This window comes from Streptomyces sp. Ru73, from assembly GCF_002920575.1.
Classification (GTDB): Bacteria; Actinomycetota; Actinomycetes; order Streptomycetales; family Streptomycetaceae; genus Streptomyces.
The window spans coordinates 52,793-75,931 of record NZ_PQSQ01000029.1 but is presented as its reverse complement, the minus strand read 5'-3'; the positions used below and the strand labels follow the sequence as shown (position 1 = coordinate 75,931).

The window sequence follows — 23,139 nt, the reverse complement described above, 5'->3', positions numbered from 1 at the left end:
GGCCGCCAGGGTGGTGCGGCGGCCGCGGAACGTACGGGTGCGAGGCATGGGCACTGGCTCCTTGGGTGCTTACGGGACCCGGTCGATGTGGACGTTGGTCGACTTCACGCGTGCGGTGGCCCGCATGCCGACCTCCAGCCCCAGCTCCTCCACCGCTTCCCTGGTCAGCAGGGAGACCAGGCGGTGCGGGCCCGCCTGGACCTCCACCTGCGCCGCGACGTCGCCGAGCGTGATGGCCGTGACGATGCCGGGGAAGGCGTTGCGGACGGACGTGGCGGCGGAGCCGTCCTCGCCGGAGCCGTTCCGGGCGAGCTCGGTGGAGAACGCGGCCAGATCACGCCCGTCGATCAGCCGGCGCCCGGTCTCGTCCCGGTGGGTGGGGACCCTGCCGGCGTCCGCCCAGCGGCGCGCGGTGTCGGCGCTGACGCCGAGCAGCCGCGCCGCCTGGCCGATCGTGTAGGACTGCATGTGCGGGAGGTTATGGCATCTGGCCTCTCACCTGCAATGAAGTCTGTGGACTGGGCATAGCAGATGTGAGCCCCCTCGTGTGATCGCACGACGCTCGCGCGGGAGCCCGCCGGCGCGGTGCTGCGGACGCGGGACCTCTGGGTCGGACATAGGGGTCTTTGGTCCCGCGTACCGGGGCGCCGGGAGCGGCATCACAGCCTCGGACGCCGTGCCGCGCGTCCGAGCACCGACCCGTACGACAGAAGGAAGGCACCGCCATGCTCCGGCCCGCGCCGACCTCGCCCGCCCACCTCACTCCCCCGGTCACCCCGCACCTCCTCGCGGACCTCGCGGTTGCCGCCTGCACCGCACGCGCCCGGCTGCCGCTGATACCCGACGTGCCCGCGCCCCAGGACCCCGACGGCACCGCCGCACTGCGCGCGGTCGAGGCGGTGCGGCCCACCTTCGCCGCGGTGGCGGAGGCCGCCGACGGCCGCCCCCTCGACCGCGCGCTGCGCACCGAACTCGGCAGGCTGGGCGAGGCGGCGGCGCTGGACGGCGCCGCCGTCCACCGGGGCGAGCTGTGGTCCGTCGGCCTGCTCGTCGCGGGCGCGGCGGCCACCGGCTGCCGGTCGGCGTACACGGCCTGCGCGGCGGCGGCCACGCTGGCCCGGCTGCCGTACGACGGCGCGCCGGGGCCGGCCGACACGCCGGGCGGCCGGGCCCGGCTGCACTTCCACGTACCGGGCGCGACCGGGCAGGCCGCGTCGGGGTTCCCGCACGTACGGCGGGTGGCGCTGCCCGCGCTGCGCGAGTCCCGGGCGCACGGCAGGCCCGAGATCGCCGCGCGGATGGACGCGCTGCTCACGCTGATGGCGACGCTCGACGACACCTCGCTGCTGCACGAGGGCGGCCCGGCGGCGCTGCTCTCGGTGCAGATGGACGCGCGGGAGGTGGTGCGGGCCGGCGGTTACGACAGCCCGGGCGGCCGGGCCGCGCTGGACCGGCTGGACGCGCGCATGCGCGATCCCCTGCTGGTGCCGCGCGGCAGCCGGGCCGTGCTGTCCGCGGCGCTCTTCCTCGACTTCACGTTCGGGACCGAGGGGGCGGCGCCCGGGATGTGAGAGCCGGGCGGGACGGGTCCTCCCGCGGCTCCTGGCCCGTCCCGCCCTATGGGGCTTCCGGCGGACTCCCGTACCCACGGGGGTCCGCCGGAAGCCGTCTCAGCCCTCGGCGTGGCGGCGCAGCAGTGCGCTCAGCTCCGCCTCGAACCCGCCGTAGCGGGCGCGGAGTTCCGGGCCCGGCCAGTCCTCGGGGAGCAGCGGCTCCGGGAGGAGCGGGTCGGTCAGCAGGTGGCGGAGGATCGCGGCGGAGACCGTGAAGCGCCCGGCGGGGGTGGCGGCGCCGTCGAGCGCGGTGAGGAGGGTGCGGGCGCGGGCCGACCAGCCGGCCAGGTCCCAGAGGCGGCCGGCGAGGGCGCGCGGGTCGGCGTCCGGGGTGCCGGTCAGCCAGGTGCACTGCTCGGTGGCGACGGCGGGCCGCGGCCGGTCGAGGTTGGCGGGGCGCAGCCAGCTGCCCTCGCGCAGCTCGCCGAGGCGCAGCCCGGCCATCGCCTGGCGGAGCGCGGCGCGTTCCGTGGCGGTGCGCGGCTCGGCGCCGCTGACCAGCGCGATCTCCCAGTCGCCCGTCCAGGGCACGGTGCGCGGTACGCGGCTCTCGTCCTGCCGGGCCTGCCGTTCGAGGAGCCGTTCGGTGAGCCCGTAGGTGCCGTCGCGCTGCCGGAGGTCGCCGGCCGCGACCATGCGGGAGAGGGCGACCCGGACGGTGCCCTCGGCTATCCCGAACAGCTCGCCGACCCGGACCAGGGCGCGGGCCGGCAGCCGGGGCGGGTGGTGGCCGAGGAGGGTGCTGAGCACCACGGAGCGCGCCGTGAGCGGCCGCAGGCCGAGGGGGGTCTCCCCCGCGTCGTCATGCTCCACGGCGGCGCCCCTCGTCCCGGTACGTGTCGTTCGTGTCCATGCCTGCCCGGATCCTAACCACCGGCCGGAGCGCCGCGCATTACAGCCCTTCCGTCGCCTGTCGTGACTCTGTAATGTCCAGCGTATGACCGTGACCCATGAAGTCGTGAATCAGGCGCCGCCGCTCATCGGGTTCAGCGCGGCGGACGACCCGGCCCTGCTGGAGGCACTGCGCCGGGAGGACGCCGGGTGGGGCGAGCGCGAGGTGGCGGCGCTGGGCGCGCTGGCCGGCTCGGCGGAGGTCCTGGAGCTGGCCCGGATGGCCGAGGAGCAGCCGCCGAAGCTGCACACCCACGACCGGTACGGCCACCGGGTGGACGAGGTGGAGTTCCATCCGGCCTGGCACCGGCTGATGACCGTGGCGGTCGAGCAGGGCCTGCACGCGGCGCCGTGGGCGGAGGGCCGTCCCGACGGCCACCTGGTGCGGGCCGCCAAGTTCTACGTGTGGTCGCAGGCCGAGCCGGGCCACGGCTGCCCGGTCTCGATGACGTACGCGGCGGTGCCGGCGCTGCGTGCCTCGCCCGGGCTGGCCGCGCAGTACGAGCCGCTGCTCGCGGCGCGCACGTACGACTTCGGGCTGCGGCCGCCGCTGGCCAAGGCCGGGCTGATCGCCGGCATGTCGATGACGGAGAAGCAGGGCGGCTCGGACGTCCGGGCCAACACCACGCGGGCGGTGCCGGCGGACGACGGCACGTACCGGATCACCGGCCACAAGTGGTTCACCTCGGCGCCGATGAGCGACGTCTTCCTGACGCTGGCGCAGACCGAGGAGGGGCTGACCTGCTTCCTGCTGCCGCGGGTGCTGCCGGACGGCACCCGCAACCGCTTCCACCTGATGCGCCTGAAGGACAAGCTCGGCAACCGCTCCAACGCCTCCTCCGAGGTGGAGTACGACGAGGCCGTGGCCTGGCCGGTGGGCGAGCCGGGGCGCGGGGTGCGGACCATCGTGGAGATGGTCAACATGACCCGGCTGGACTGCGTGCTCGGCTCGGCCGCCGGGATGCGCGCCGGGCTGCGGCAGGCGCTGCACCACACCGCGCACCGGCGCGCCTTCGGCAAGGAGCTGGCGGACCAGCCGCTGATGCGCGCGGTGCTGGCGGACCTGGCGGTCGAGTCGGAGGCGGCGACCACGCTGGGGCTGCGGCTGGCCGCCGCGGTGGACCGTACGCAGGCGGGCGACGCCGCCGAGGGCGCGCTGCGCCGCCTCGCGCTCGCGGCCGGCAAGTACTGGGTGTGCAAGCGGGGCGCGACGCACGCGGCGGAGGCGCTGGAGTGCCTGGGCGGCAACGGCTACGTCGAGGAGTCGGGGATGCCGCGGCTGTACCGGGAGGCGCCGCTGCTCTCCATCTGGGAGGGCTCGGGCAACGTCGCGGCGCTGGACGTGCTGCGCGCGCTGGCCAAGGAACCGGCGGCGCTGGACGCGTACTTCGCCGAGGTGGAGTCGGCGGCCGGCGCGGACCCGCGGCTGGACGCGGCGGTGGCGGACCTGAAGAAGATGCTGCCGGAGCTGGCCGATCCCGAGCGGGCGCAGCTGATGGCCCGTACGCTCGCGGAGCGGCTGGCGCTGGTGCTGCAGGGGTCACTGCTGGTGCGGCACAGCCACCCGGCGGTCGCGGACGTCTTCTGCGCCACGCGGCTGGCCGGCGAGTGGGGCAACGCCTTCGGCACCCTGCCGGCCGGCGCGGACCTGGGCGCGATCCTGGCCCGTGCACGCACCGAGTCGCCGGAGGAGGCGCGGTGATGAGCGCGGTCCGCGTCGAGCGGCAGGGGCCGGTCACCACGGTCGTGCTGTCGCGGCCCGCGGCCCGGAACGCGGTGGACGGCCCGACGGCCCGTCAGCTGTCCGATGCCTTCCGGGAGTTCGAGCGGGACGACGGCGCGTCGGTGGCGGTGCTGTGGGGCGAGGGCGGCACGTTCTGCGCGGGTGCCGACCTGAAGGCGATCGGCACGCCGCGCGGCAACCGTGTGGCGCCGGACGGCGACGGGCCGATGGGCCCGACCCGGCTGCGGCTGTCCAAGCCGGTGATCGCGGCGGTGAGCGGGTACGCGGTGGCGGGCGGCCTGGAGCTGGCGCTCTGGTGCGACCTGCGGGTGGCCGAGGAGGACGCGGTCTTCGGGGTGTACTGCCGCCGCTGGGGCGTGCCGCTGATCGACGGCGGCACGGTCCGGCTGCCGCGGCTGATCGGTGAGGGCCGGGCGCTGGACCTGATCCTCACCGGCCGTCCGGTGCCGGCCGCCGAGGCGCTGGACATCGGGCTGGTCAGCCGGGTGGTGCCGAAGGGGCTGGCGAGGAGCGAGGCGGAGGCGCTGGCGGCGGAGATCGCCCGGTTCCCGCAGGGCTGTCTGCGCGGCGACCGGGCGTCGGTGCACGCACAGTCCGGCCTGTCCGAGGAGGACGCCATGGCCGCCGAACTCCGTTACGGGCAGCAGTCGTTGAAGCAGGCGGCGGAGGGCGCGGCACGGTTCGCCGCGGGCGCGGGCCGGCACGGGGCGGCGGAGGGCTGAGGCGGCCCTCCGCCGTTGCGCCTGCGGCGCGGGGTGCCCGCACGTTGCCGGGTGCGGCGCCGTTGCGCCTGCGGCGGGCCTTGCCGCTGCGCGAGGCTCGGCGTCACGGGGACGGGCCTCCGCGGTAGGGGTCCGGACTGCTTCGCTTTACGTCCGGACCCCCTACCGCTCCGGCCCGCCCCCTCCCGTCGGTGTGGGTGAAAAGCGGGCGGGTGGGGCTACCGGGCACCGCCAGGCGTCACTTGAACATGTTCAATTTGCCGCGTACGGTCTCCCGTGAGCGCCTGTTGAACGCGTTCAAGAAGAGGGGGATGCCATGGACGTGCTCGTCCGGGTCGTGGTCATGGTCGGCATGCTGGCCGTACTGCCGATGGGGCTCGCGCTCACCGGCGAGCCGGGTGCGGCGCGGCTGCGGAAGATCTGGTGGCCGGCGGCTACGCTCGGCTCGGTGAGCCTGTGGCTGCCCCGCGGACCCGCCGCCACCGCCCTCGCCGCCTGCTACGCCGCGGCCACCCTCGCCCTCGCGCTGCTCGCGCCCCGGCGCCTGCTGCGCACCCGCTCGCTCGCACCGCGCGAGGTCGCCGTGCTCACCGCGCTGGTCACCCCGGCGGTGGCGGGCGTGGCGCTGGTCGCCGAGCGGCACGGCACCGAGCTGTTCGGCTTCTCCCTGCGCATGCTGTCGCTGACCGTGCCGCACTTCCACTTCGCCGGGTTCGCCGCCGCGCTGGTGGCGGGGCTGGTCTGCCGGGCCGCCGGCACGCCCGCCGCCCGGTGCGCGGCGCTCGCCGTCCCGGCCGGCACGCTGCTGGTGCTGACCGGGTACTTCACCGGCGAGTGGACGGAGTTCGCGGGCGCCGCCGTGCTCAGCTGCGGCATGTGGCTGGTGGCCGTGGCCACCTGGCGCGGACCGCGTGCGGCGGCGGCCGGCCGGACGGTCCGCGCCCTGCTGGCCGTCTCCGCCCTCACGTTGGCGGCGACCATGCTCCTGGCGCTGAGCTGGGCGCTGGGCGAGGCGAGCGGACTGCCGCACCCGACCCTGGCCTGGATGGCCGCGACCCACGGCGCCGGAAACGCGCTGGGCTTCGCGCTGTGCGCCCTGCTCGCCTGGCGCCGCCTGCAGATTCCCCTCCCCCGTACCGAGGAGCACCCATGACCTCCGCACTCACCTACCCCGAGCACGGCGCCACCCAGCACGGCCCGCTGCCCGCCGGATACGACCACCTGCGGGTGGAGGTGCCCCTCGGCCACGGCCGGGCGGTGCTGGACCGGGCGGGCGAGGCGATCACCACCTTCCGGATGCACCGGGCGGCCGGCGTCCGCATCCGGGCCGGCGCGGCCACCGCCGAGCCGGGCGTGCCGGTGGAGACCCGGCTCGGCATCGGCCCGCTGGCCCTGGCCGCCCCCTGCCGGGTGGTGTGGAGCACGTACGACAGTGACCGCATCGGCTTCGGGTACGGCACGCTCGACGGGCATCCGGAGCGCGGCGAGGAGTGCTTCGTCGCGGAGCTGCGGCCCGACGGCTCCGTGTGGTTCACCGTCACCGCGTTCAGCGTGCCGGTGCGGTGGTACGCGCGGCTGGCCGGGCCGCTGGTCCCGGTCTTCCAGCGGGCCTACGCACGGCACTTGGGACGCACGTTGCGACGGCTCGCCGCCGACCCCGGTACGTCCACGTCACGTTCATGACACCTTCACCAACTGACCAGTAGGTCATGAGACAACTCTCGGCATGTGTGAGCTGATTCCGCCGCAGGCGGACATGACCGAGGACCGGTGGCTGCGGAGCGGCACGGTCCCCGGCGGGGAACCGACCGGCCCCGCCGACACCCGCTCCGCTCCCCTGCTGAACCGCCGCACCCTGCTCGGCGGCGCCGTCGCGGGCGCGGCCCTCGCCGCGCTGCCGTACGGCGCGGGCGGCACCGCCGTGGCGCGGGACCGGGCGGCCGCGGAGAAGTACCCGCTCCCCGCCGCGCCCAACGCCGACGGGGAGTTCGCCGTGCTGGTGACCGGGGACGCCGGCACCGGCGAGGAAGGCCAGTACGCGGTGGCGGCGGCAGCGCGCGACCTGATGCGGGCCGAGGGGATCGGCCTGGCCGTCGGGCTGGGCGACAACATCTACGAGAACGGGCCCGAGTCGGCGCACGACGCCGAGTTCCAGGACAAGTTCGAGCAGCCCAACACCGGCATCGACGTGCCGTGGCTGATGGTGCTGGGCAACCACGACTGCTCGGGCCTGATACCCGGCAGCGGCGGCGACCCGTCGCGCGGCGACCGGGAGGTGGCCTACGCGACGACCTCGAAGCGGTGGTACATGCCGGCGCGCTACTACAGCGTGGCGCTGCCGGCCGGGTCCGGGCAGGGCGGTGCGGGAGGCCGCGAGCCGCTGGTGGAGTTCTTCGCGCTGGACACCACCCCCGTCTCCTCCTACGTCGTGCAGACCGACCCCTACTTCCACTGGGACGGGCCCTACATGCGCGAGCAGCGGGCCTGGCTGGAGGGCGCGCTGAAGGCGTCGCGGGCGCAGTGGAAGGTGGTGCTCGGCCACCACCCGTACCTCAACAACGGCAAGCACGGCAGCGCCGGTTCGTACGACGGCTTCACCGTCGGGCACTACACCAGCGGCATCCACCTCAAGGAGCTGTACGAGCAGGTGGTGTGCGGCCGCGCCGACCTGATCCTGTCGGGCCACGACCACACCCTGCAGATCCTGGAGCCCTCGGCACGCACCGGCGGCACCCGCCAGGTCGTCTGCGGCGCGGCGAGCAAGACCGGCGACGGCAAGGCCCACTTCGGCCTGCCCGCGGCGTGGCAGGACTTCGGCAGCCACGGGTTCATGGTGCTCAAGGTCTCCGCGAAGGAGCTGACGATCGACGCGTACACGGTGGACGTGGCCACCCGTACGGCGCGGCTCGCGCACCGCACGCGGACCGGCACGCCGGTGGCAGCGCCGGCCGGCGTCCCCGGCTAGGCGCTCCTGCGCGCGGCTCAGCTGACCGGGATCACCGCCGTCGGGCAGTGCCCGTGCAGCAGCACCGCGTTGGCGACGGAGCCCATCAGGCCGCCGTCGCGCAGCCGGTGCCGGTGCCGGCCGACCACGACCAGGTCGGCGGCGCGGGAGGCGGCCACCAGGCGGCCCGCCACGTCGCCCTGCGCGAGGACCGGATCGACGGCCACCTTGGGGTAGTGGCGCTCGCTGAAGGGGCGCAGCCGCTCCTCCTGCCGGGCCCCGGCGTGCGCCTGCAGCTCGGCGGAGGTGCGGTGGCCCGGCGGCAGGCTGTCGGGGTCGACGAGCAGCGGATAGGGGTTCGGGAACGCCGTCACCACGCGCAGCTCGGCGTCCCGGCGCTCGGCCTCGGCGAAGGCGAAGTCCACCGCCGCGTCGGAGGTCTCCTCGGGATGCAGGCCGAGCACCACCCGGCCCTGCGTCCCGGCCCCCGGCTCCGTACGCCGCTCGTCGGGCACGACCACGACGGGGCAGGCGGCCCGCATGGCAGCGGCCCTCCCCGCCGAGCCGAGCAGCAGGCTGGTGAAGCCGCCGCGGCCGCGCGAGCCGAGGACCAGCAGTCTGGCCTGGGCGCTCAGCCGGATCAGCGTCGAGGTGGACGCACCGTGCGTGGAGAGGTACCGGGTCTCCGGGACGCCGGTGCGGCCGGCGAAGCGGTCCCGCACCTCCTGGAGCACCGGGTCGGCCGGGTCGGGCACCGGGTGCGGGTGGGCGTCGCCCAGCGCGCGCGGCATGGGGGTGATCGGCCAGACGTGCACCACGTGCAGCCGGGCGCCGGCGAGCCGGGCCGCGTCGGCCGCCCAGTCCAGCGCCCGGAGGCTGTTCACCGAGCCGTCGACGCCGGCGATGACGGGAAGCGTGCTGTTCACGGTCTCCTCGATCCGTCGGTACGGGCACCGCCGCTCCGGTGCCCTGGTGTCCTGGGGCCCCGCGGCGGCGGTGGGGCGCGGGCCCGCGGGGCGGCCGCGCCGCGCACGGCCAGGGACACCCCGCCCCTCCCGGTTCCCATGATGACCCGATATGACCGTAAGATCCCGGTATGGAGCGGAGCTGGGACGGGGCGGAGGGGTCGGCGGCGGACGGCGCGCGGGAGCCGCGCCGGTCCCGCCGCAGCCTCCTCGGGCACCCCGGGCAGAAGCGGTCCGGACGGCCGGACATCGCCCTGCCCGAACTGCTCGCGCTCAACCGGATGGGCGCCTTCGACTGGAACCTCGACAACGGCGCCTTCGACCTGGACCCGGGCGGCCTGGCCGTCTTCGACCTGCGCCCCGAGGAGTTCGACGGGACGCGCCTCTCGCTGCTCCCCCGCGTCCCGCAGGAGGAGGGCTACCGGCTGGACACCGCCGTCGTCCAGGCGATCCAGCAGGGCCGCCGGTCCTGCGGCGCCTACTTCCGCATCCGCTGCCGGGACGGCACGCCGCGCTGGACGCACGCCCAGGGCCGCATCCTGCGGGACGGCGGCGGCCGCGCGTACCGGATGGCCGGGATCGTCCGGGAGGCCACCGCCGAGCTGGCCGACTCCGCGCTGCTCAACATCTCCGACGAGCAGCGCGAGCGGCAGACCCGGCTGGTGCAGTGGACCACCACCGCGCTGTCCCGGGCGCTGTCGGTCAAGGACGTCACCGAGGTGCTCACCGCGCCCGGCGGCCCGCTGCAGCTCGGCGCCGACTCCCTGGTACTCGGCCTCGTCGAGAACGGCGTCTTCGACGTCATCGCGGCCACCCCGCCGCTGGACGGGCCGCCGGAGCTGCTGCACCAGCCGCTGGACCGGACGCTGCCGCTCTCCGACGCGGTCGTCACCCGGGAGCCGGGCTTCGTCTCCTCCCACGAGGAGCTGCTGCAGCGCTACCCGCGGCTCCGCCCGTACGTGGAGCACATCAGCATCCGCAGCGCGGCCTTCCTGCCGCTGGTCGCGCAGGACAAGGTGATCGGCGGGTTGGCGCTGATCAACACCGAGGCGAAGGTCTACACGGCCGAGGACCGCAACCTGGCGCTGGCGCTGGCCGGCGTCATCGCCCAGTCCCTCCAGCGGGCCACCCTCTTCGACCAGGAGCGGGAGTTCGCGACCGGGCTGCAGTCCTCGATGCTGCCGCGCCGGATCCCCGCGATCAACGGCGGCGACGTCGCGGTGCGCTACCACGCGGGACGCACCGGCCGGGACGTCGGCGGCGACTGGTACGACGTCGTGCCGCTGCCGCAGGGCCGTACCGGCGTGGTCATCGGCGACGTGCAGGGCCACGACACCCACGCGGCGGCGGTGATGGGCCAGCTGCGGATCGCGCTGCGCGCCTTCGCCGGCGAGGGGCACCCGCCGCAGACCGTGCTGGGCCGGGCCTCCCGCTTCCTGACCGAGCTGGAGACCGAGCGGTTCGCGACCTGTACGTACATCCAGGCGGACCTCTCCTCGGGGGTGCTGCACGTGGCGCGGGCCGGGCACCTGGAGCCGCTGCTGGTGGACGCCGAGCGGCACGTGCACTGGCCCACCGTGCACGGCGGGCTGCCGCTGGGGCTCGCCACCGCCTTCGGCGAGGACCACTACCCGGAGACACAGCTGTTCCTGGAACCGGGCTCGACGCTGCTGCTGTGCACCGACGGCCTGGTGGAGCAGCCGGGCTCGGACATCATCGTCGGGCTGGAGGCGCTCACCGCGGCCGTGCGGGACGGGCCCGGCGAGCTGGACGAGCTGGCCGACCACCTCTCGGCCCTGCTGTGGGAGCAGCCGGGCTCGCCGGACGACATGGCGCTCCTGCTGCTGCGGCGGCTGGCCGAGCCGGGCGGCCCGGCGAAGCCGCGCATCCGCCTCCACGTCCACCAGGCGGACCCCGCCGGCCCGGCCGAGGTCCGCACCGAGCTGCGGCGGATGCTGGACCAGTGGCGGGCCGGCGCGGTGGCGGGCGACGTCGAGCTGGTCGCCACCGAGCTGATCACCAACGCGCTGCGGCACACCGACAGCGGGGCGCTGGTCTCGCTGGAGCTGCGGTCCGGCCCGCCGGACCGGATCCGGCTGGAGGTCGAGGACCGGTCCAGCCACTGGCCGCGGCGGCGCGAGCCGGGCGAGACCGCGACCACCGGCCGCGGCCTGTTGCTGGTGGAGGCGCTGTCGGACCGGTGGGGCGCGGAGGCCCGGGGCGCGGGCAAGGCGCTGTGGTGCGAGTTCTCCGTGCCCTGCCCCGGGGACTCCTGAAGCGGCGGTCACCGGCCTCAGCCCTTGGCGCCGTACCAGACCGTGGTGATGTTGCAGAACTCGCGGATGCCGTGGTCGCCCAGCTCCCGGCCGTACCCGGAGCGCTTGGTGCCGCCGAACGGCATGCCCGGGTGCGAGGCGGTCATCCCGTTGAAGAAGACGCCGCCCGCCCGCAGGTCGCGCACCAGCCGTTCCTGCTCGGCCGGGTCCTCGGTCCAGGCGTTGGAGCTGAGGCCGAAGGAGGTGTCGTTGGCCGTCTCGATCGCCTCGTCCAGGCTGTCCACGCGGAAGAGCGTGGCGACCGGGCCGAAAGCCTCCTCGTAGTAGATCTTCATCTCCTTGGTGATGTCGGCGAGCACGGTCGGCTCGTAGAACCAGCCCTGGTCCATGCCCCGCGGCCGGCCGCCGCCGCACAGCACGGTGGCGCCGTGCATGGTGGCGTCGTCGACCAGCTGCTCCAGGTCGGCGCGGCCCTGCTCGCTGGAGAGCGGGCCCACGTCGGTGCCCTCCGCCATCGGGTCGCCGACCGTCAGCGCGGCCATCTTCTCGGTGAAGCGGGCGGCGAAGTCGTCGTAGACGTCGGTGTGGACGATGAAGCGCTTGGCGGCGATGCAGGACTGGCCGTTGTTCTGCACCCGGGCGGTGACGGCGGTGGCCGCCGCCTTCTCCAGGTCGGCCGAGGGCAGCACGAGGTACGGGTCGCTGCCGCCCAGTTCGAGCACCGTCTTCTTGATCTCGTCGCCGGCGATGGACGCCACCGAGCGGCCGGCCGGCTCGCTGCCGGTCAGCGTCGCGGCGGCCACCCGCGGGTCGCGCAGGATCATCTCCACCGAGCCCGACCCGATCAGCAGCGTCTGGAAGGCGCCCTCGGGGAAGCCCGCGCGGCGGAAGAGGTCTTCGAGGTACAGGGCCGTCTGGGGGACGTTCGAGGCGTGCTTGAGCAGGCCGACGTTGCCTGCCATCAGCGCGGGCGCGGCGAAGCGGATCACCTGCCAGAGCGGGAAGTTCCACGGCATCACCGCGAGCACCGGGCCCAGCGGGCGGTAGCGCACGTACGCGCGGGCCGCGCCGGAGTCCTTGATGTCGGCGGCACGCGGGTGCTCGTCGGCGAGCAGCGCCTCGGCGTGGTCGGCGTACCAGCGCATCGTCTTCACGCACTTGGCGGCCTCGGCACGGGCCTGGGCCAGCGGCTTGCCCATCTCGGTGGTCATGGTGCGGGCGATGTCGTCCGCGTCGGCCTCCAGCAGGTCCGCCGCCTTGCGCAGCAGCTGGGCGCGCCGGTCGAAGCCGGTGGTGCGGTACTCCTGCCAGGCCTGGTCCGCGCGGACGAGGCGGTCCTCGATCTCGCCTTCGTTGAGCGCGTCGAACGTCTTGAGGGTCTCGCCGGTGGCCGGGTTCACCGTGGCGATGGCCATGGGAAGCACCTCTCCTTCTGGTCGTGCGGGCGTACGGGCCGCGGGCCGCACGGGGTGCGTACGGCCGCGGGGGCCGTACGCACGGGTTCCCGTTCCGGGCGGGTCAATCCCGCCGGGTCAGCCGAGCGGGCTGGGCTGCGGCGACGGCTCGGGGACCGGGTCGGGATCCGGCCCGGGCGGGCGCGGCACCGGGGACGGTTCCGGCGTGGGCGGTACGGGGTCGGGCGGCCCCGGCACGGGGTCCGGGACCGGGCCCGGGCCCGGGTTGGGCGGTGTCGGGCCGCCGGGGTCGTGCGCGTGCGGCTGCCGTTCCACGGAAGACCTCCTGGATCGCAGGTGCGGTGCGTGCCGCGGGCGGTCCGCCCGCGGCGGTTCTCCTGGCCCCCGTACCCGAGTCTGGCCCGGCTACCGCCGGGGCGCGCGGCGGATCGGGCAGGGCCCGCGGGCGGAAATGACCCGTTTGCGGGGGCGCGGAACGGGGCGCGGGCGCCCTACAGTGCCGTCATGAAGCCTTCGTTGCAGGCACTGGCCGCCGGTGCGGCCGCGCTCGCGCTGGCCGCGACGGCCGCATCGGGACCGGCCGCCGCGGCTTCACGGGACCCGGCGGCCGGCCGTACCGGCGGACCGCTGCCCGCCCGGATGGCGGACACCGGCGGCGGCAGTCAGCTGATCACCGCGGTGGCGCCGAAGACCTCCGCCACCCACGGGCGGCTGGTCTGGTGGGAGCGACGGGACGGCCACTGGCGGCAGGCGGGCTCGGCACCGGCCCGGTTCGGCGCCAAGGGCGTCACCGAGGGCAGCACCCGCGAGCAGGGCACGAACACCACGCCGACGGGCCTGTACGACCTGCCGTTCGGCTTCGGGATCAGCGCGGCGCCGCCCGGTACGAAGGTCGCCTACCGGCCGGTGCACGGCGATTCCTGGTGGTGCGAGGACAACGCCTCGGCGGCGTACAACCGCTGGACCGAGCCGCTGCCCTCCGACTGCGCGGCGAAGGAGTCGGAGCGGCTGGCGGACTACCCGACGCAGTACGACCGGGCGCTGGTCATCGGCTTCAACTACGACGAGCCGGTGCGCGGCCGGGGTGCCGGGATCTTCCTGCACGTCAACGGCAAGGGCGCGACGGCGGGCTGTGTGTCCGTGCCGGCGGACGCGATGGCCCGCATCCTGGCCTGGGCGGACCCGGAGCGGCGGCCGCACATCGCGATCGGGACGACGTCCGGGGACACGGCGATCACGCGGTACTGAGCGGCGGTGCGGGCGCCCCGGCCGGGCGCCCGCCGCTCAGGGCTGCGGGTCGCGGGCGTCGTAACGCGCGAAGGCGGGGCGGCTCAGGCCGAGCAGCAGCACCACGAGGACGCAGGCCAGGCCGCCGCCGACCACGGCGACGGCAGGGCCCGCGAGGTCGGCTGCGGAGCCGGCGAGGAAGTCGCCGAGCCGCGGTCCGCCCGCGACCACGACGATGAAGACGCCCTGGAGCCGGCCGCGCATCCGGTCGGGGGTGGCGGCCTGCAGCATCGTGGAGCGGTAGACCATCGAGACGGTGTCGGCGCAGCCGGCGACCGCGAGGAAGACCAGGCCGAGCCAGAGGTTGCGGGTGAGGCCGAAGACGGCGACGGCCGTGCCCCAGGCGGCGACCGCGAGCAGGATGGCCAGGCCGTGCCGCCGGACGCTGCCGAGCCAGCCGGAGAAGAGGCCGCCCAGTACGGCGCCGACGGCGGGGGCCGCGACGAGCAGGCCGACGGTCTTGGCGTCGCCGCCGAACCACAGTGCGGCGACGGCCGGGAAGAGCGCGCGCGGCTGGGCCAGCACCATCGCGGCCAGGTCGGCGAAGAAGGTCATCCGCAGGTTGGGGCGGGTGGCGAGGAAGCGCAGGCCGTCCAGGACGGAGGCGCGCTTCGGCCGGGCGCCGTCCGGGCCGGGCTCGTGGTCGGGGCGCATGGAGGGCAGCCGCCACATCGCGTACAGCGAGGCGGTGAAGGCGACGACGTCGATGAGGTAGGCGGCCTGGTAGCCCCACCAGCCGACGATGACGCCGCCGAGCATCGGGCCGCCCATCAGGCCGAGGTTGCTGGTGAGGGAGTTCAGCGCGTTGGCGGCCGGCAGCTGCTCGGTGGGCAGCAGCCGCGGGATCATCGACGAGCGGGCCGGCGAGTTCATCGCGAAGCAGACGGCCTGGAGGGCGACGACGGCGTACAGCAGCCCCACCTGGCGTATGTGCAGCAGTGCGGCGCCGGCCAGTACGACGGACATCGCGGTGGCGCCGAGGGCGCTGGCCAGGCCGAGGGTGCGGCGGTCGACGGTGTCGGCGATGGCGCCGCCGTACAGGCCGAAGACGACCAGCGGGACGAGCGAGCAGAGGCCGACGAGACCGACGGAGAACGTCGAGTGGGTGATGTCGTAGACCTGGAGGGAGACCGCGAGCGCGGTCATCTGCTGTCCCACCCAGGAGACGGTGTTGCCGGTCCACAGGCGGCGGTAGTGGACGGAGGTGCGCAGCGGGGTGAGGTCAGCGAAGACGCGGGAGCGCAGACTGGTGGGGGCGGTCGCAGTGGGCACGCGGCAGTAAAACACGCGGCGCCCGGCATGTCAGTACCGGGGGCCACCTTCACGCCTTACCGACTGTAGACCGCAGCCATCGGTGCCGCGCACCCTGCGCGTACCCGCCGGACAGGCGTCACGGGCACAGGAACTCGCACCACACGCTCTTGCCGTTGCCGCGCGGAGTCACGCCCCAGACGTCCGCGATCCGGTCGACCAGCAGCAGGCCGCGTCCGGAAATGCAGCCCTCGGGCGGCTCACTGCGGCGCGGCAGCACGCTGGAGCGGTCGGCGACCTCCAGGCGCAGCCGCCGGTCGGCGGTCCTGGGCAGGGTGAGCGTCACCAGGGCCGCGCCGTCGGTGTGCAGCAGCGCGTTGGTGATCAGCTCGTCGGCCACCAGCTCGATCTCCTCGGCGCGCTCCCGGGCACCCCAGGACCGTACGGCGTCCCGGATCATGTGCCGGGCCGCGACCAGCGCCTCGGGGTCGCCGGGGGCGATGTGCCGGCGGACCGTGCCGACATGGTGCGGCGGGGGCGTGCCGCTGCGGCGGAGCAGCAGCAGCGCCATGTCGTCCTCCCCGTCGCCGCTGAGTGGCAGCGTGCACAGCCGGTCGGCGAGCTGCTGGACGTCCTGCGGGCCGGTGCGCACCGCCCGGGCCAGCCGGGCGATGCCGTCGTCCAGGTCGGCGCCGGGCCGCTCGACCAGGCCGTCGGTACAGAGCACAAGCGTTTCGCCGGGTGCGAGGTGCACGGTGGTGACGGGGTAGTCCAGCCGGCCGAACTGGGCGGACAGCCCGAGCGGCAGTCCGCCGGCCACCGGCACCCGGCGGCAGATGCCCTCGGCGTGCCGGACCAGCGGGTCGATGTGGCCGGCGCGGACGGTCTGCAGCGCGCCGGTGGTCAGGTCGATGTCCGCGTACGTGCAGGTGGCGAAGCGCTCCGGGTCCAGTTCGTGCAGGAAGGCGGAGGCCCGGGCCATGACGGTGGCGGGCGCGTGACCCTCGGCGGCGTACGCGCGCAGCACGATGCGCAACTGGCCCATCAGGGTGGCGGCCTGGGTGTCGTGGCCCTGGACGTCGCCGATGACGACGGCGACCCTGTCGTCGGGGAGCTGGATGACGTCGTACCAGTCGCCGCCGATGTCCTGGCCGAGCCGCGCGGAGCGGTAGCGCACCGCGATCTGGGCGCCGGGGACGCCGGGGATGCGGCGCGGCAGCATGGCCTGCTGGAGCGCCTCGGCGAGGTCGTGCTCCTGGTCGAAGAGCATCGCGCGTGCCAGGCTCTGCGCGATGCTGCTGCCGAGCGCCACGAGGATGCTGCGCTCGTGCGTGCTGAATTCGCTCTCCTCGCGGTAGAAGAGCCCGATCACGCCGATGGGGCGGGCCTGCGCGATCAGCGGGAGGTAGGCGGCCGAGCCGATGTCCAGGGGCCGGACGTGCGGCCACAGCCGCGGGTAGCGGGTGGCGAACTCCGCGCGGGAGCGGACGAAGCGCGGCTGGAGCGTGCGCACGACCTCGCTCATCGGGAACTCGTCCGCCACTCGGGTGAACCGGTGCTCGGGCACGAAGCTGCCGGCCTGCCCCTCGGAGACCAGTTGAATGCGGCCGCCGGCCTCCACCAGCCCCAGGATGACGTTCTCCGCGCCGAGCCGGCTGAGCCCCTGGCTGTCGCCGAGTACGGCGATGACGTCACCGACGGTCCTGGCGTGGGCGAGCGCCGCTGTGGTGCGCTCGACCACGGAGTTGTGCCGGCGGCGGCGCCGGTCGCCGGAGGTGCCCGGGCCCGCGGTGCGGGAGAGCGCCAGTTCCTGGCGGGCGTCCCGGACGATGCCGAGGATGCGGTACGGCCGTCCGGAGTCGTCCCGGCGGATGGTGCCGTGGGTGTGGGCCCAGCGCAGCGTGCCGTCGCGGCACCGGACGCGGAAGTAGACGCCGTAGGACTCGCTGCCGTCCTTGATGGCCTGCGCGACCAGGGAGTCCAGCCGGGCCGCCTCGGCGGGCGGCACCCGCACGGACAGCGAGGCGGGGCGGCCGTCGAACTCGTCGGGGCGCAGGTCGAAGACCCGCAGCGCGGCGGCGTCCATGTGGAGCCGGCCGCGCTCCAGGTCCCAGTCGAAGCCCCCCATTCCGTTGAGCGCCAGGATCAGGTCCGGCGGGGCGGGCCACGCCTCCGGCAGCGCCACGGCAGGGGGCTGCGAGCCCCGTTCGGCCATGTCGTCACTTTGCCACATTTCCACCTTTTACGGGGCGTCCGCGCTCCGGGCCGGGGCCACCCGGACAAGGATTCTGACTTTCTCATCAGTCAGCCCTCATCACCGACCCTTTTCACGGGCAAGAACAAGGGGTTTTCGCATCGGCCGCGGTCCAGGGCGTTGCGGTGATCTCATCACGCTGCTACGGTCCCGTGCCATGCAGGAAGACCCCGGCACCCGGCTCGCCGACGAGAACGGCGACCTCACGGACCGCGTCAAGAAGGTGATCGACGGCATCGGCTGCAGCCGCCGTGAGTTCGCCCGGCGCATCGTGATGGACCCCTCGAAGCTCTCCCGGTCCCTCGGCGGGACCCGCCGCTTCACCGTCGCCGAGATCGTGCGCATCGCCGAGATCGGCGGCGTGGACGCGGGCTGGCTGCTGGGCTCCCGCGCCGGGACGCCCGCACCGCCGGGCGACACGACGGGCCCCGCCGCGCTCCCCGAGGGCGGCCGGCCGCTGCAGATCGTCCGCGAGACGGTGCGGCTGATCGCCGAGCACGGCTTCCACGCCGTACGCGTCGCCGACATCGCCGCCGCCTGCGGGACCAGCACGGCCGCGATCCACTACCACTTCCCCGGCCGGGACGACCTCCTGGAGGCCGCCGTCCGCTGGTGCATGGACGAGGACACCGAGCGCCGTGCGCAGGGCCTGGCCGGCGCCGCCGACGCCCGCGAGGAGCTGCTGCACCTCATTGCGCTGCAGACGCCGCGCACGGAGCAGCAGCGCCGGCAGTGGCTGGTCTGGCTGGACATGTGGGCCCAGGCGGCCCGCTCCACCGAGGTCGGGCGACTGCACGACCACTACTACCGGCAGTGGCGGACCACCGTCGCCGACGTGCTGCGGCGCGGTGTCGAGCAGGGCGTCTTCCGCCCGGTCGACGTGGAGTTCGCCGCGCTGCGGCTGACCGCCCTGATCGACGGGCTGGCCACCCAGGTACTGGCCACGGCCCCCGGCAGCACCACCCCCGACAGCATGCACGCCGCACTGATCGCCTTCGTGGACAGCGAACTGACCGCCCCGTAAGGCGCTCCCCCGGACGAGCAGTCCGCCCCCCCGATCGTGCGCGGGCAGGCGTGGCCGACGCCTGCCCGCGCACCCCCTCCCTTCCCCGCCGTCGCACCTGACGGTTCGTCACCCACCCACCCGCAGAAGGGAATCCCGTCATGAACGACGAGGTCATCATCACCTGTGCGCTGACCGGCGCGGGCGACACCGTGCGCCGCTCCCCGCACGTCCCGGTGACGCCGGAGCAGATCGCCAAGTCCGCCGTGGAGGCGGCGAACGCGGGCGCCGCCGTGGTGCACATCCACGTCCGCGACCCCGAGACCGGCGACCCCTCGCGCGACCCGAAGCTGTACGCCGAGGTCGTCGAGCGCATCAAGGAGACCGGCACCGACGTCGTCATCAACCTGACCGCCGGCATGGGCGGTGACCTGGTGCTCGACCCCGACCAGCCGCTGGAGAAGGGCGCGCAGCCGGGCACCGACCTGGTCGGCGGGCTGGACCGGCTGCCGCACGTCGAGGACCTGCTGCCCGACATCTGCACCCTGGACTGCGGTTCGCTGAACTTCGGCGACAACCTCTACATCTCCACCCCGGAGATGCTCCGCAAGGGCGCCAAGCGCATCCAGGAGCTGGGCGTCCGCCCCGAGCTGGAGATCTTCGACACCGGCCAGCTGTGGTTCGCCAAGCAGCTGCTCGCCGAGGGGCTGCTGGACGACCCGACCATCTTCCAGCTGTGCATGGACATCCCGTGGGGCGCCCCGGCCGACCCCGGCGTCCTGCAGGCGATGGTCAACATGCTGCCGGCGAACGCGCAGTGGGCCAGCTTCGCGCTCGGCCGCATGCAGATGCCGTGGGTCGCCCAGTCCATCCTGCTCGGCGGCAACGTGCGCGTCGGCCTGGAGGACAACCTGTACCTCTCCAAGGGCGTGAAGGCCACCAACGGCCAGCTCGTCGAGCGTGCCGTGACCATCACCGAGTCCCTCGGCGCCAAGGTCGCCACCCCCGACCAGGCCCGCACCCGCCTGGGCCTCAAGCCCCGCGCCTGACTCGCTCCCCGTTGTGGGCAATCGTTCCGCAGGGCGGAACGGGTGGGCACAACGGAACCCCCACCGGCGGGCAGCCGGCCCCAACTCCCGCACCCCCGACCACAGGAGCCGTACAGCATGGCCTCCACCCCCGCACCCCCCGTCACCCCGGAAAATGTGCGCCGCATAGCTTGCATCGGCGCCGGCGTCATCGGCGGCGGCTGGGTCGCGCACTTCCTCGCCCGCGGTTACGACGTGACCGCCTGGGACCCGGCCGACGACGCCGAGGAGAAGCTGCGCCGCCTGGTCTCCGCCGCCTGGCCGGCCCTCGAGCAGATGGGCCTCGCCGAAGGCGCCTCGCAGGACCGCCTCACCGTCGCGTCCACCCTCGCCGAAGCCGTCGCCGACGCCGACTTCGTGCAGGAGAGCGCCCCGGAGAAGCTGGAGCTGAAGCGCTCGCTGCTGGCCGAGCTGACCGCCGCCACCCGCGACGGCGTGATCATCGCCTCCTCCACCTCCGGCTACCCGATGTCGGACATGCACTCCGACGCCGCCGACAACGGCCGCCTCGTCGTCGGCCACCCCTTCAACCCGCCGTACCTGATCCCGCTCGTCGAGGTCGTCGGCGGTGAGAAGACCGATCGCGCGGCCGTGGAGTGGGCCTCCCGCTTCTACGACGTAGCCGGCAAGTCCGTGATCACCATGGACCGCGAGCTGCCCGGCTTCATCGCCAACCGCCTCCAGGAGGCCCTGTGGCGCGAGGCGCTGCACATGGTCGCCAACGGCGAGGCGAGCGTCCAGGACATCGACGACTCGATCACCGAAGGGCCGGGCCTGCGCTGGGCGTTCATGGGCCCGCTGCTGACGTTCGCGCTGGCCGGCGGCGAGGGCGGCATGGGCCACATGCTCGACCACTTCGGCCCGTCCCTGAAGTCCCCGTGGACCCGCCTGGAGGCCCCCGAGCTGACCCGCGAGCTGCGGGACGCGATGGTCGAGGGCTGCGAGGCGGAGGCGGGCGAGCGCACGTACGCGGACCTGGTGGCCGAGCGCGACCAGGGCGTCATCAACGTACTGCGCGCCACCGGCCGGCTGGGCGGCGCCAAGTGACCGCCCCCGCCGGGGCGTTGCCGCTCTTCCGGCAGGCCGTCAAGGACGAGTGGATCGACTACAACGGCCACCTGAGCGAGGCGTACTACGTCCTCGTCTTCGGGTACGCCACGGACGCGCTGATGGCGGAGACCGGGCTGGGCCCGGAGTACCGCGAGGCGAGCGGCTGCTCGCTCTACACGGTCGAGGCGCACGTCCGGTACCTCCGTGAGGTCGACCGCGGCGCCGGGCTGATCGTGCGCACGACGGTGCTGGGCGCGGACGCCAAGAAGGTCCGCTTCCTGCACGAGATGTACGTCGACGCCGGGACCGGCGAGCCGGCCGGCGACCCCGTCGCCACGGAGGAGCTCTTCGCCCTCCACGTCGACCGGGCCACCGGCCGCTCGGCACCGCTGCCCGGACCGGTCCGCGACCGCCTCACGGCCCTGACCGCCCCCGCACCGGACTGGGCGGGCCGGGGCATCCGGGAGGTCTGACGGCGGTGCGGGTCCGGAGGGCCTCCGGACCCGCACCGCCCGTGGGTGACATCCTGGGAGGGACCGTTCCTCGTCCGGGAGGACCACTCATGACCACTGGCCACCGCATCACCGTCGAGCGGAGCACGGACCACGTGCGCGTGGTGCACGGCGGGCAGGTGCTCGCCGACAGCACCCGGCCGCTCGTGCTCCGCGAGACCGGGTACCCGGCGCGGTACTACCTGCCGCCGGAGGACGTCCGCACCGACCTCCTCGTCCCCTCCGGGACCCGGACCCACTGCCCCTTCAAGGGCGACGCGTCCTACTGGTCGCTGCCGGACGGGCCCGCGGACGCCGTGTGGGCGTACCGGGAGCCCAAGGAGGGCGTGGCGGAGATCAAGGACCACTTCTGCTTCTACGAGACCGAGGTCGTCGACGGCCGATGAGCACGCGGGACCACGAAGAGGGCGGCGACCCGGCCTGCTGGCTGGACCGGGTCTGTGAGGAGTGCGGCCGGATCCGCGAGGACCCGGCCGCCGCCTGCCCGCACTGCGCGGCGGAACAGGCGCGGGACGCGGCGGGGAACGCCGGGGGCACGGCGGTGCCCCGTGGCGCGTCCGCCGAGGCGCCCCGGCGCCGGGACCGGGACACCGAGGGCCGGGCGCGCAACGCCCGGCCGCGGGACGGTCTGGGCCGCCCCCTGCCGTACGGCTCCCCCGGCGTCGCGCGGCAGCCGGAGGGCGTCGTGCGGGCGCCCGAGGAGTCGCTGGCGGAGGCGCAGCGGCTGCTGGACGAGGGGATGCCCTTCCACGCGCACGAGGTGCTGGAGGACGCCTGGAAATCGGGTCCCGAGGAGGAGCGCGAGCTGTGGCGCGGCCTCGCGCAGCTGGCGGTCGGCCTCACCCACGCGGCGCGCGGCAACGTCACCGGCGGCACCGCGCTGCTGACCCGGGGCGCCGCCGCCATCGGTCCGTACGCGGACGCGCCGCCGTACGGCATCGACGTCACCGGGCTGGCCCGGTGGGCCGGTGAGCTGGCGGCCTCGCTGCGCGGTCCGGTGCCGGCGGCGGCCCACGCGCCCCGGCTGCGCGCCGCTTCCGGACGCTGAGCCGGGCGCCGACGGGCCGGGGAGCCGCCGCACGGCTCCCCGGCCCGGTGCTGCCCGGCGGGCCCGTCAGGACGCCTTGAAGCCCCAGTCCAGGAGCGAGGCGGCCTCCTTGTAGACGGCGTTCTTCTTGTTGTCGGGCGCGAGGACGGTGGCCACGAGGGTGTGCCCGTCCCGTTTCGCCGCGGCGATCAGGGTGTTGCCTGCCTTGCTGGTGTAGCCGTTCTTCACGCCGAGGACGCCGGGGTAGCGCGGCACCCCGTTCGTGCCGGACAGCATCCGGTTGGTGTTCACGATGGTGTGCGAGCCCTTGGCGCCGCCGGGGAACTCGGCCCGTACGGTGCCGCAGTACCGCGCGAAGTCGGCGTTCTTCAGGCCCTTGCGCGCGAAGAGGGTGAGGTCGCTCGCCGAGGAGACCTGCCCCGCCGCGTCGTAGCCGTCCGGCGTCTTCACGGTCGTGTCCTGTGCGCCGAGCGCGCGCGCCTTGGCCTGCATCTCCTTGGCGGTGGCCTGCCAGCCGCCGTTCATGTTGGCGAGGACGTGCACCGCGTCGTTGCCCGAGCGCAGGAAGACGCCGCGCCAGAGGTCGGCGACCTTGTAGCGCTTGCCCTTCTTGATGCCGACGAGGCTGCTGCCGTCGCCCACGCCCTTGAGGTCGGCCGCGGTGACCGTGCGCACCATGTCGGCGGGGAACTTGGGCAGGACGGTGAGCGCGAAGAGGGTCTTCAGGGTGCTGGCGGGCGCCAGTTGGCGGTGCGGCTGTTTCGAGGCCAGTACCCGGCCCGTGGTGGCGTCGGTGACGGTCCACGCCTTGGCGGTGAGGCCGGCGGGCGGCGCAGCGGCGGGCCGGGCGGAGAGGAATCCCGGGAAGTTCGGTCCGGGCCAGGCCGCCGTACGGGTCACGGAAGGTCCGGTCAGTGCCCTGCCCTGGGCCGCCGGTGCGGCGTGCGCGGGGACGGGCAGTGCGGTGAGGGCCCCCGCCACGGCTATGGCCGTCAGGGTGCCCGTGGTCCTGGTCGAAGCAGCGTCGGTTCCCATGGAACCACGCTAGGGAGGCACGGGGTCACGCGCAGTATCTG

General features: G+C 74.7%; 21 protein-coding genes. 14 read left to right on the top strand and 7 right to left on the bottom strand.

Annotated features, from left to right (window positions below):
• Positions 1 to 69 precede the first annotated feature (69 nt).
• A complete protein-coding gene (locus tag C3486_RS15630) occupies positions 70 to 468 on the bottom strand; it encodes a molybdopterin-binding protein (RefSeq protein WP_103833309.1) in 399 nt (132 codons plus the stop codon).
• Between the two features lie 257 nt (positions 469 to 725).
• On the opposite strand from C3486_RS15630, the gene C3486_RS15625 reads away from it, so the two are divergent.
• Positions 726 to 1,571: a triphosphoribosyl-dephospho-CoA synthase gene (locus C3486_RS15625; RefSeq protein WP_103833308.1), complete on the top strand. Its 846-nt coding sequence runs from the start codon at positions 726 to 728 to the stop codon at positions 1,569 to 1,571.
• A 99-nt stretch (positions 1,572 to 1,670) separates the two neighbouring features.
• On the opposite strand, the gene C3486_RS15620 is transcribed toward C3486_RS15625, so the two are convergent.
• Positions 1,671 to 2,426, bottom strand: coding sequence for a PaaX family transcriptional regulator C-terminal domain-containing protein (locus C3486_RS15620; RefSeq protein ID WP_103833307.1), 756 nt, complete (start codon positions 2,424 to 2,426; stop codon positions 1,671 to 1,673).
• 124 nt (positions 2,427 to 2,550) lie between these two features.
• On the opposite strand from C3486_RS15620, the gene C3486_RS15615 reads away from it, so the two are divergent.
• The 5 genes from C3486_RS15615 (at position 2,551) to C3486_RS15595 (ending at position 7,935) form a co-directional block, all read left to right on the top strand.
• The gene (locus C3486_RS15615; RefSeq protein WP_103833306.1) at positions 2,551 to 4,206 is read left to right on the top strand and encodes an acyl-CoA dehydrogenase family protein; all 1,656 of its coding nucleotides are present in this window, start codon (positions 2,551 to 2,553) and stop codon (positions 4,204 to 4,206) included.
• Positions 4,206 to 4,970, top strand: coding sequence for a crotonase/enoyl-CoA hydratase family protein (locus tag C3486_RS15610; RefSeq protein ID WP_181138563.1), 765 nt, complete (start codon positions 4,206 to 4,208; stop codon positions 4,968 to 4,970). Before C3486_RS15615 ends, C3486_RS15610 begins: the two co-directional genes overlap by 1 nt.
• A gap of 316 nt (positions 4,971 to 5,286) precedes the next feature.
• A complete protein-coding gene (locus tag C3486_RS15605) occupies positions 5,287 to 6,123 on the top strand; it encodes a YndJ family protein (RefSeq protein ID WP_103833304.1) in 837 nt (278 codons plus the stop codon).
• Complete coding sequence (locus C3486_RS15600) at positions 6,120 to 6,653, top strand: DUF1990 family protein (RefSeq protein WP_103833303.1); 534 nt, start codon at positions 6,120 to 6,122, stop codon at positions 6,651 to 6,653. Before C3486_RS15605 ends, C3486_RS15600 begins: the two co-directional genes overlap by 4 nt.
• A 43-nt stretch (positions 6,654 to 6,696) precedes the next feature.
• Positions 6,697 to 7,935 (top strand): metallophosphoesterase, encoded by a 1,239-nt coding sequence (locus C3486_RS15595; protein ID WP_103833302.1) that lies wholly within the window; start codon positions 6,697 to 6,699, stop codon positions 7,933 to 7,935.
• 17 nt (positions 7,936 to 7,952) lie between these two features.
• Here the strand turns inward: C3486_RS15595 and C3486_RS15590 are convergent, their stop codons facing one another.
• On the bottom strand, positions 7,953 to 8,840 hold the full coding sequence (locus tag C3486_RS15590) for a universal stress protein (RefSeq protein ID WP_103833301.1): 888 nt from the start codon (positions 8,838 to 8,840) through the stop codon (positions 7,953 to 7,955).
• A 170-nt stretch (positions 8,841 to 9,010) separates the two neighbouring features.
• Between C3486_RS15590 and C3486_RS15585 the strand changes: the two genes are divergently transcribed.
• Positions 9,011 to 11,155 (top strand): SpoIIE family protein phosphatase, encoded by a 2,145-nt coding sequence (locus tag C3486_RS15585; RefSeq protein ID WP_103833300.1) that lies wholly within the window; start codon positions 9,011 to 9,013, stop codon positions 11,153 to 11,155.
• Positions 11,156 to 11,172: 17 nt separating this feature from the next.
• Here C3486_RS15585 and C3486_RS15580 read toward each other — a convergent pair whose 3' ends face one another.
• Entirely contained in the window at positions 11,173 to 12,570 is a 1,398-nt protein-coding gene (locus C3486_RS15580; RefSeq protein WP_103833299.1) for an NADP-dependent succinic semialdehyde dehydrogenase, read from the bottom strand.
• A 504-nt stretch (positions 12,571 to 13,074) separates the two neighbouring features.
• Here C3486_RS15580 and C3486_RS15570 point away from each other — a divergent pair.
• The gene (locus tag C3486_RS15570) at positions 13,075 to 13,818 is read left to right on the top strand and encodes a L,D-transpeptidase (RefSeq protein WP_103833297.1); all 744 of its coding nucleotides are present in this window, start codon (positions 13,075 to 13,077) and stop codon (positions 13,816 to 13,818) included.
• A gap of 36 nt (positions 13,819 to 13,854) precedes the next feature.
• Here the strand turns inward: C3486_RS15570 and C3486_RS15565 are convergent, their stop codons facing one another.
• A complete protein-coding gene (locus C3486_RS15565; RefSeq protein ID WP_258052800.1) occupies positions 13,855 to 15,129 on the bottom strand; it encodes an MFS transporter in 1,275 nt (424 codons plus the stop codon).
• A 118-nt stretch (positions 15,130 to 15,247) separates the two neighbouring features.
• Positions 15,248 to 17,323 (bottom strand): SpoIIE family protein phosphatase, encoded by a 2,076-nt coding sequence (locus tag C3486_RS15560; RefSeq protein WP_103833295.1) that lies wholly within the window; start codon positions 17,321 to 17,323, stop codon positions 15,248 to 15,250.
• Between the two features lie 196 nt (positions 17,324 to 17,519).
• On the opposite strand from C3486_RS15560, the gene C3486_RS15555 reads away from it, so the two are divergent.
• The 6 genes from C3486_RS15555 to C3486_RS15530 all read left to right on the top strand — a co-directional run bounded on the left by C3486_RS15555 (position 17,520) and on the right by C3486_RS15530 (position 22,063).
• A complete protein-coding gene (locus C3486_RS15555) occupies positions 17,520 to 18,386 on the top strand; it encodes a TetR/AcrR family transcriptional regulator (RefSeq protein ID WP_103833294.1) in 867 nt (288 codons plus the stop codon).
• A gap of 140 nt (positions 18,387 to 18,526) precedes the next feature.
• Entirely contained in the window at positions 18,527 to 19,414 is an 888-nt protein-coding gene (locus tag C3486_RS15550) for a 3-keto-5-aminohexanoate cleavage protein (protein ID WP_103833293.1), read from the top strand.
• A 117-nt stretch (positions 19,415 to 19,531) separates the two neighbouring features.
• Positions 19,532 to 20,500 carry a 3-hydroxyacyl-CoA dehydrogenase NAD-binding domain-containing protein gene (locus tag C3486_RS15545; protein WP_103833292.1) on the top strand — a complete coding sequence of 323 codons (969 nt, stop codon included), beginning with the start codon at positions 19,532 to 19,534 and terminating at the stop codon, positions 20,498 to 20,500.
• Positions 20,497 to 20,976, top strand: a complete 480-nt coding sequence (locus C3486_RS15540) for a thioesterase family protein (protein ID WP_103833291.1) — start codon at positions 20,497 to 20,499, stop codon at positions 20,974 to 20,976. The genes C3486_RS15545 and C3486_RS15540 overlap by 4 nt, the downstream gene beginning before the upstream one ends.
• An 89-nt stretch (positions 20,977 to 21,065) precedes the next feature.
• A complete protein-coding gene (locus C3486_RS15535; RefSeq protein ID WP_103833290.1) occupies positions 21,066 to 21,401 on the top strand; it encodes a DUF427 domain-containing protein in 336 nt (111 codons plus the stop codon).
• A 155-nt stretch (positions 21,402 to 21,556) separates the two neighbouring features.
• Positions 21,557 to 22,063 (top strand): DUF309 domain-containing protein, encoded by a 507-nt coding sequence (locus C3486_RS15530; RefSeq protein WP_103833312.1) that lies wholly within the window; start codon positions 21,557 to 21,559, stop codon positions 22,061 to 22,063.
• Between the two features lie 66 nt (positions 22,064 to 22,129).
• On the opposite strand, the gene C3486_RS15525 is transcribed toward C3486_RS15530, so the two are convergent.
• Positions 22,130 to 23,098 carry a D-alanyl-D-alanine carboxypeptidase family protein gene (locus C3486_RS15525; protein ID WP_103833289.1) on the bottom strand — a complete coding sequence of 323 codons (969 nt, stop codon included), beginning with the start codon at positions 23,096 to 23,098 and terminating at the stop codon, positions 22,130 to 22,132.
• Positions 23,099 to 23,139 lie beyond the last annotated feature (41 nt).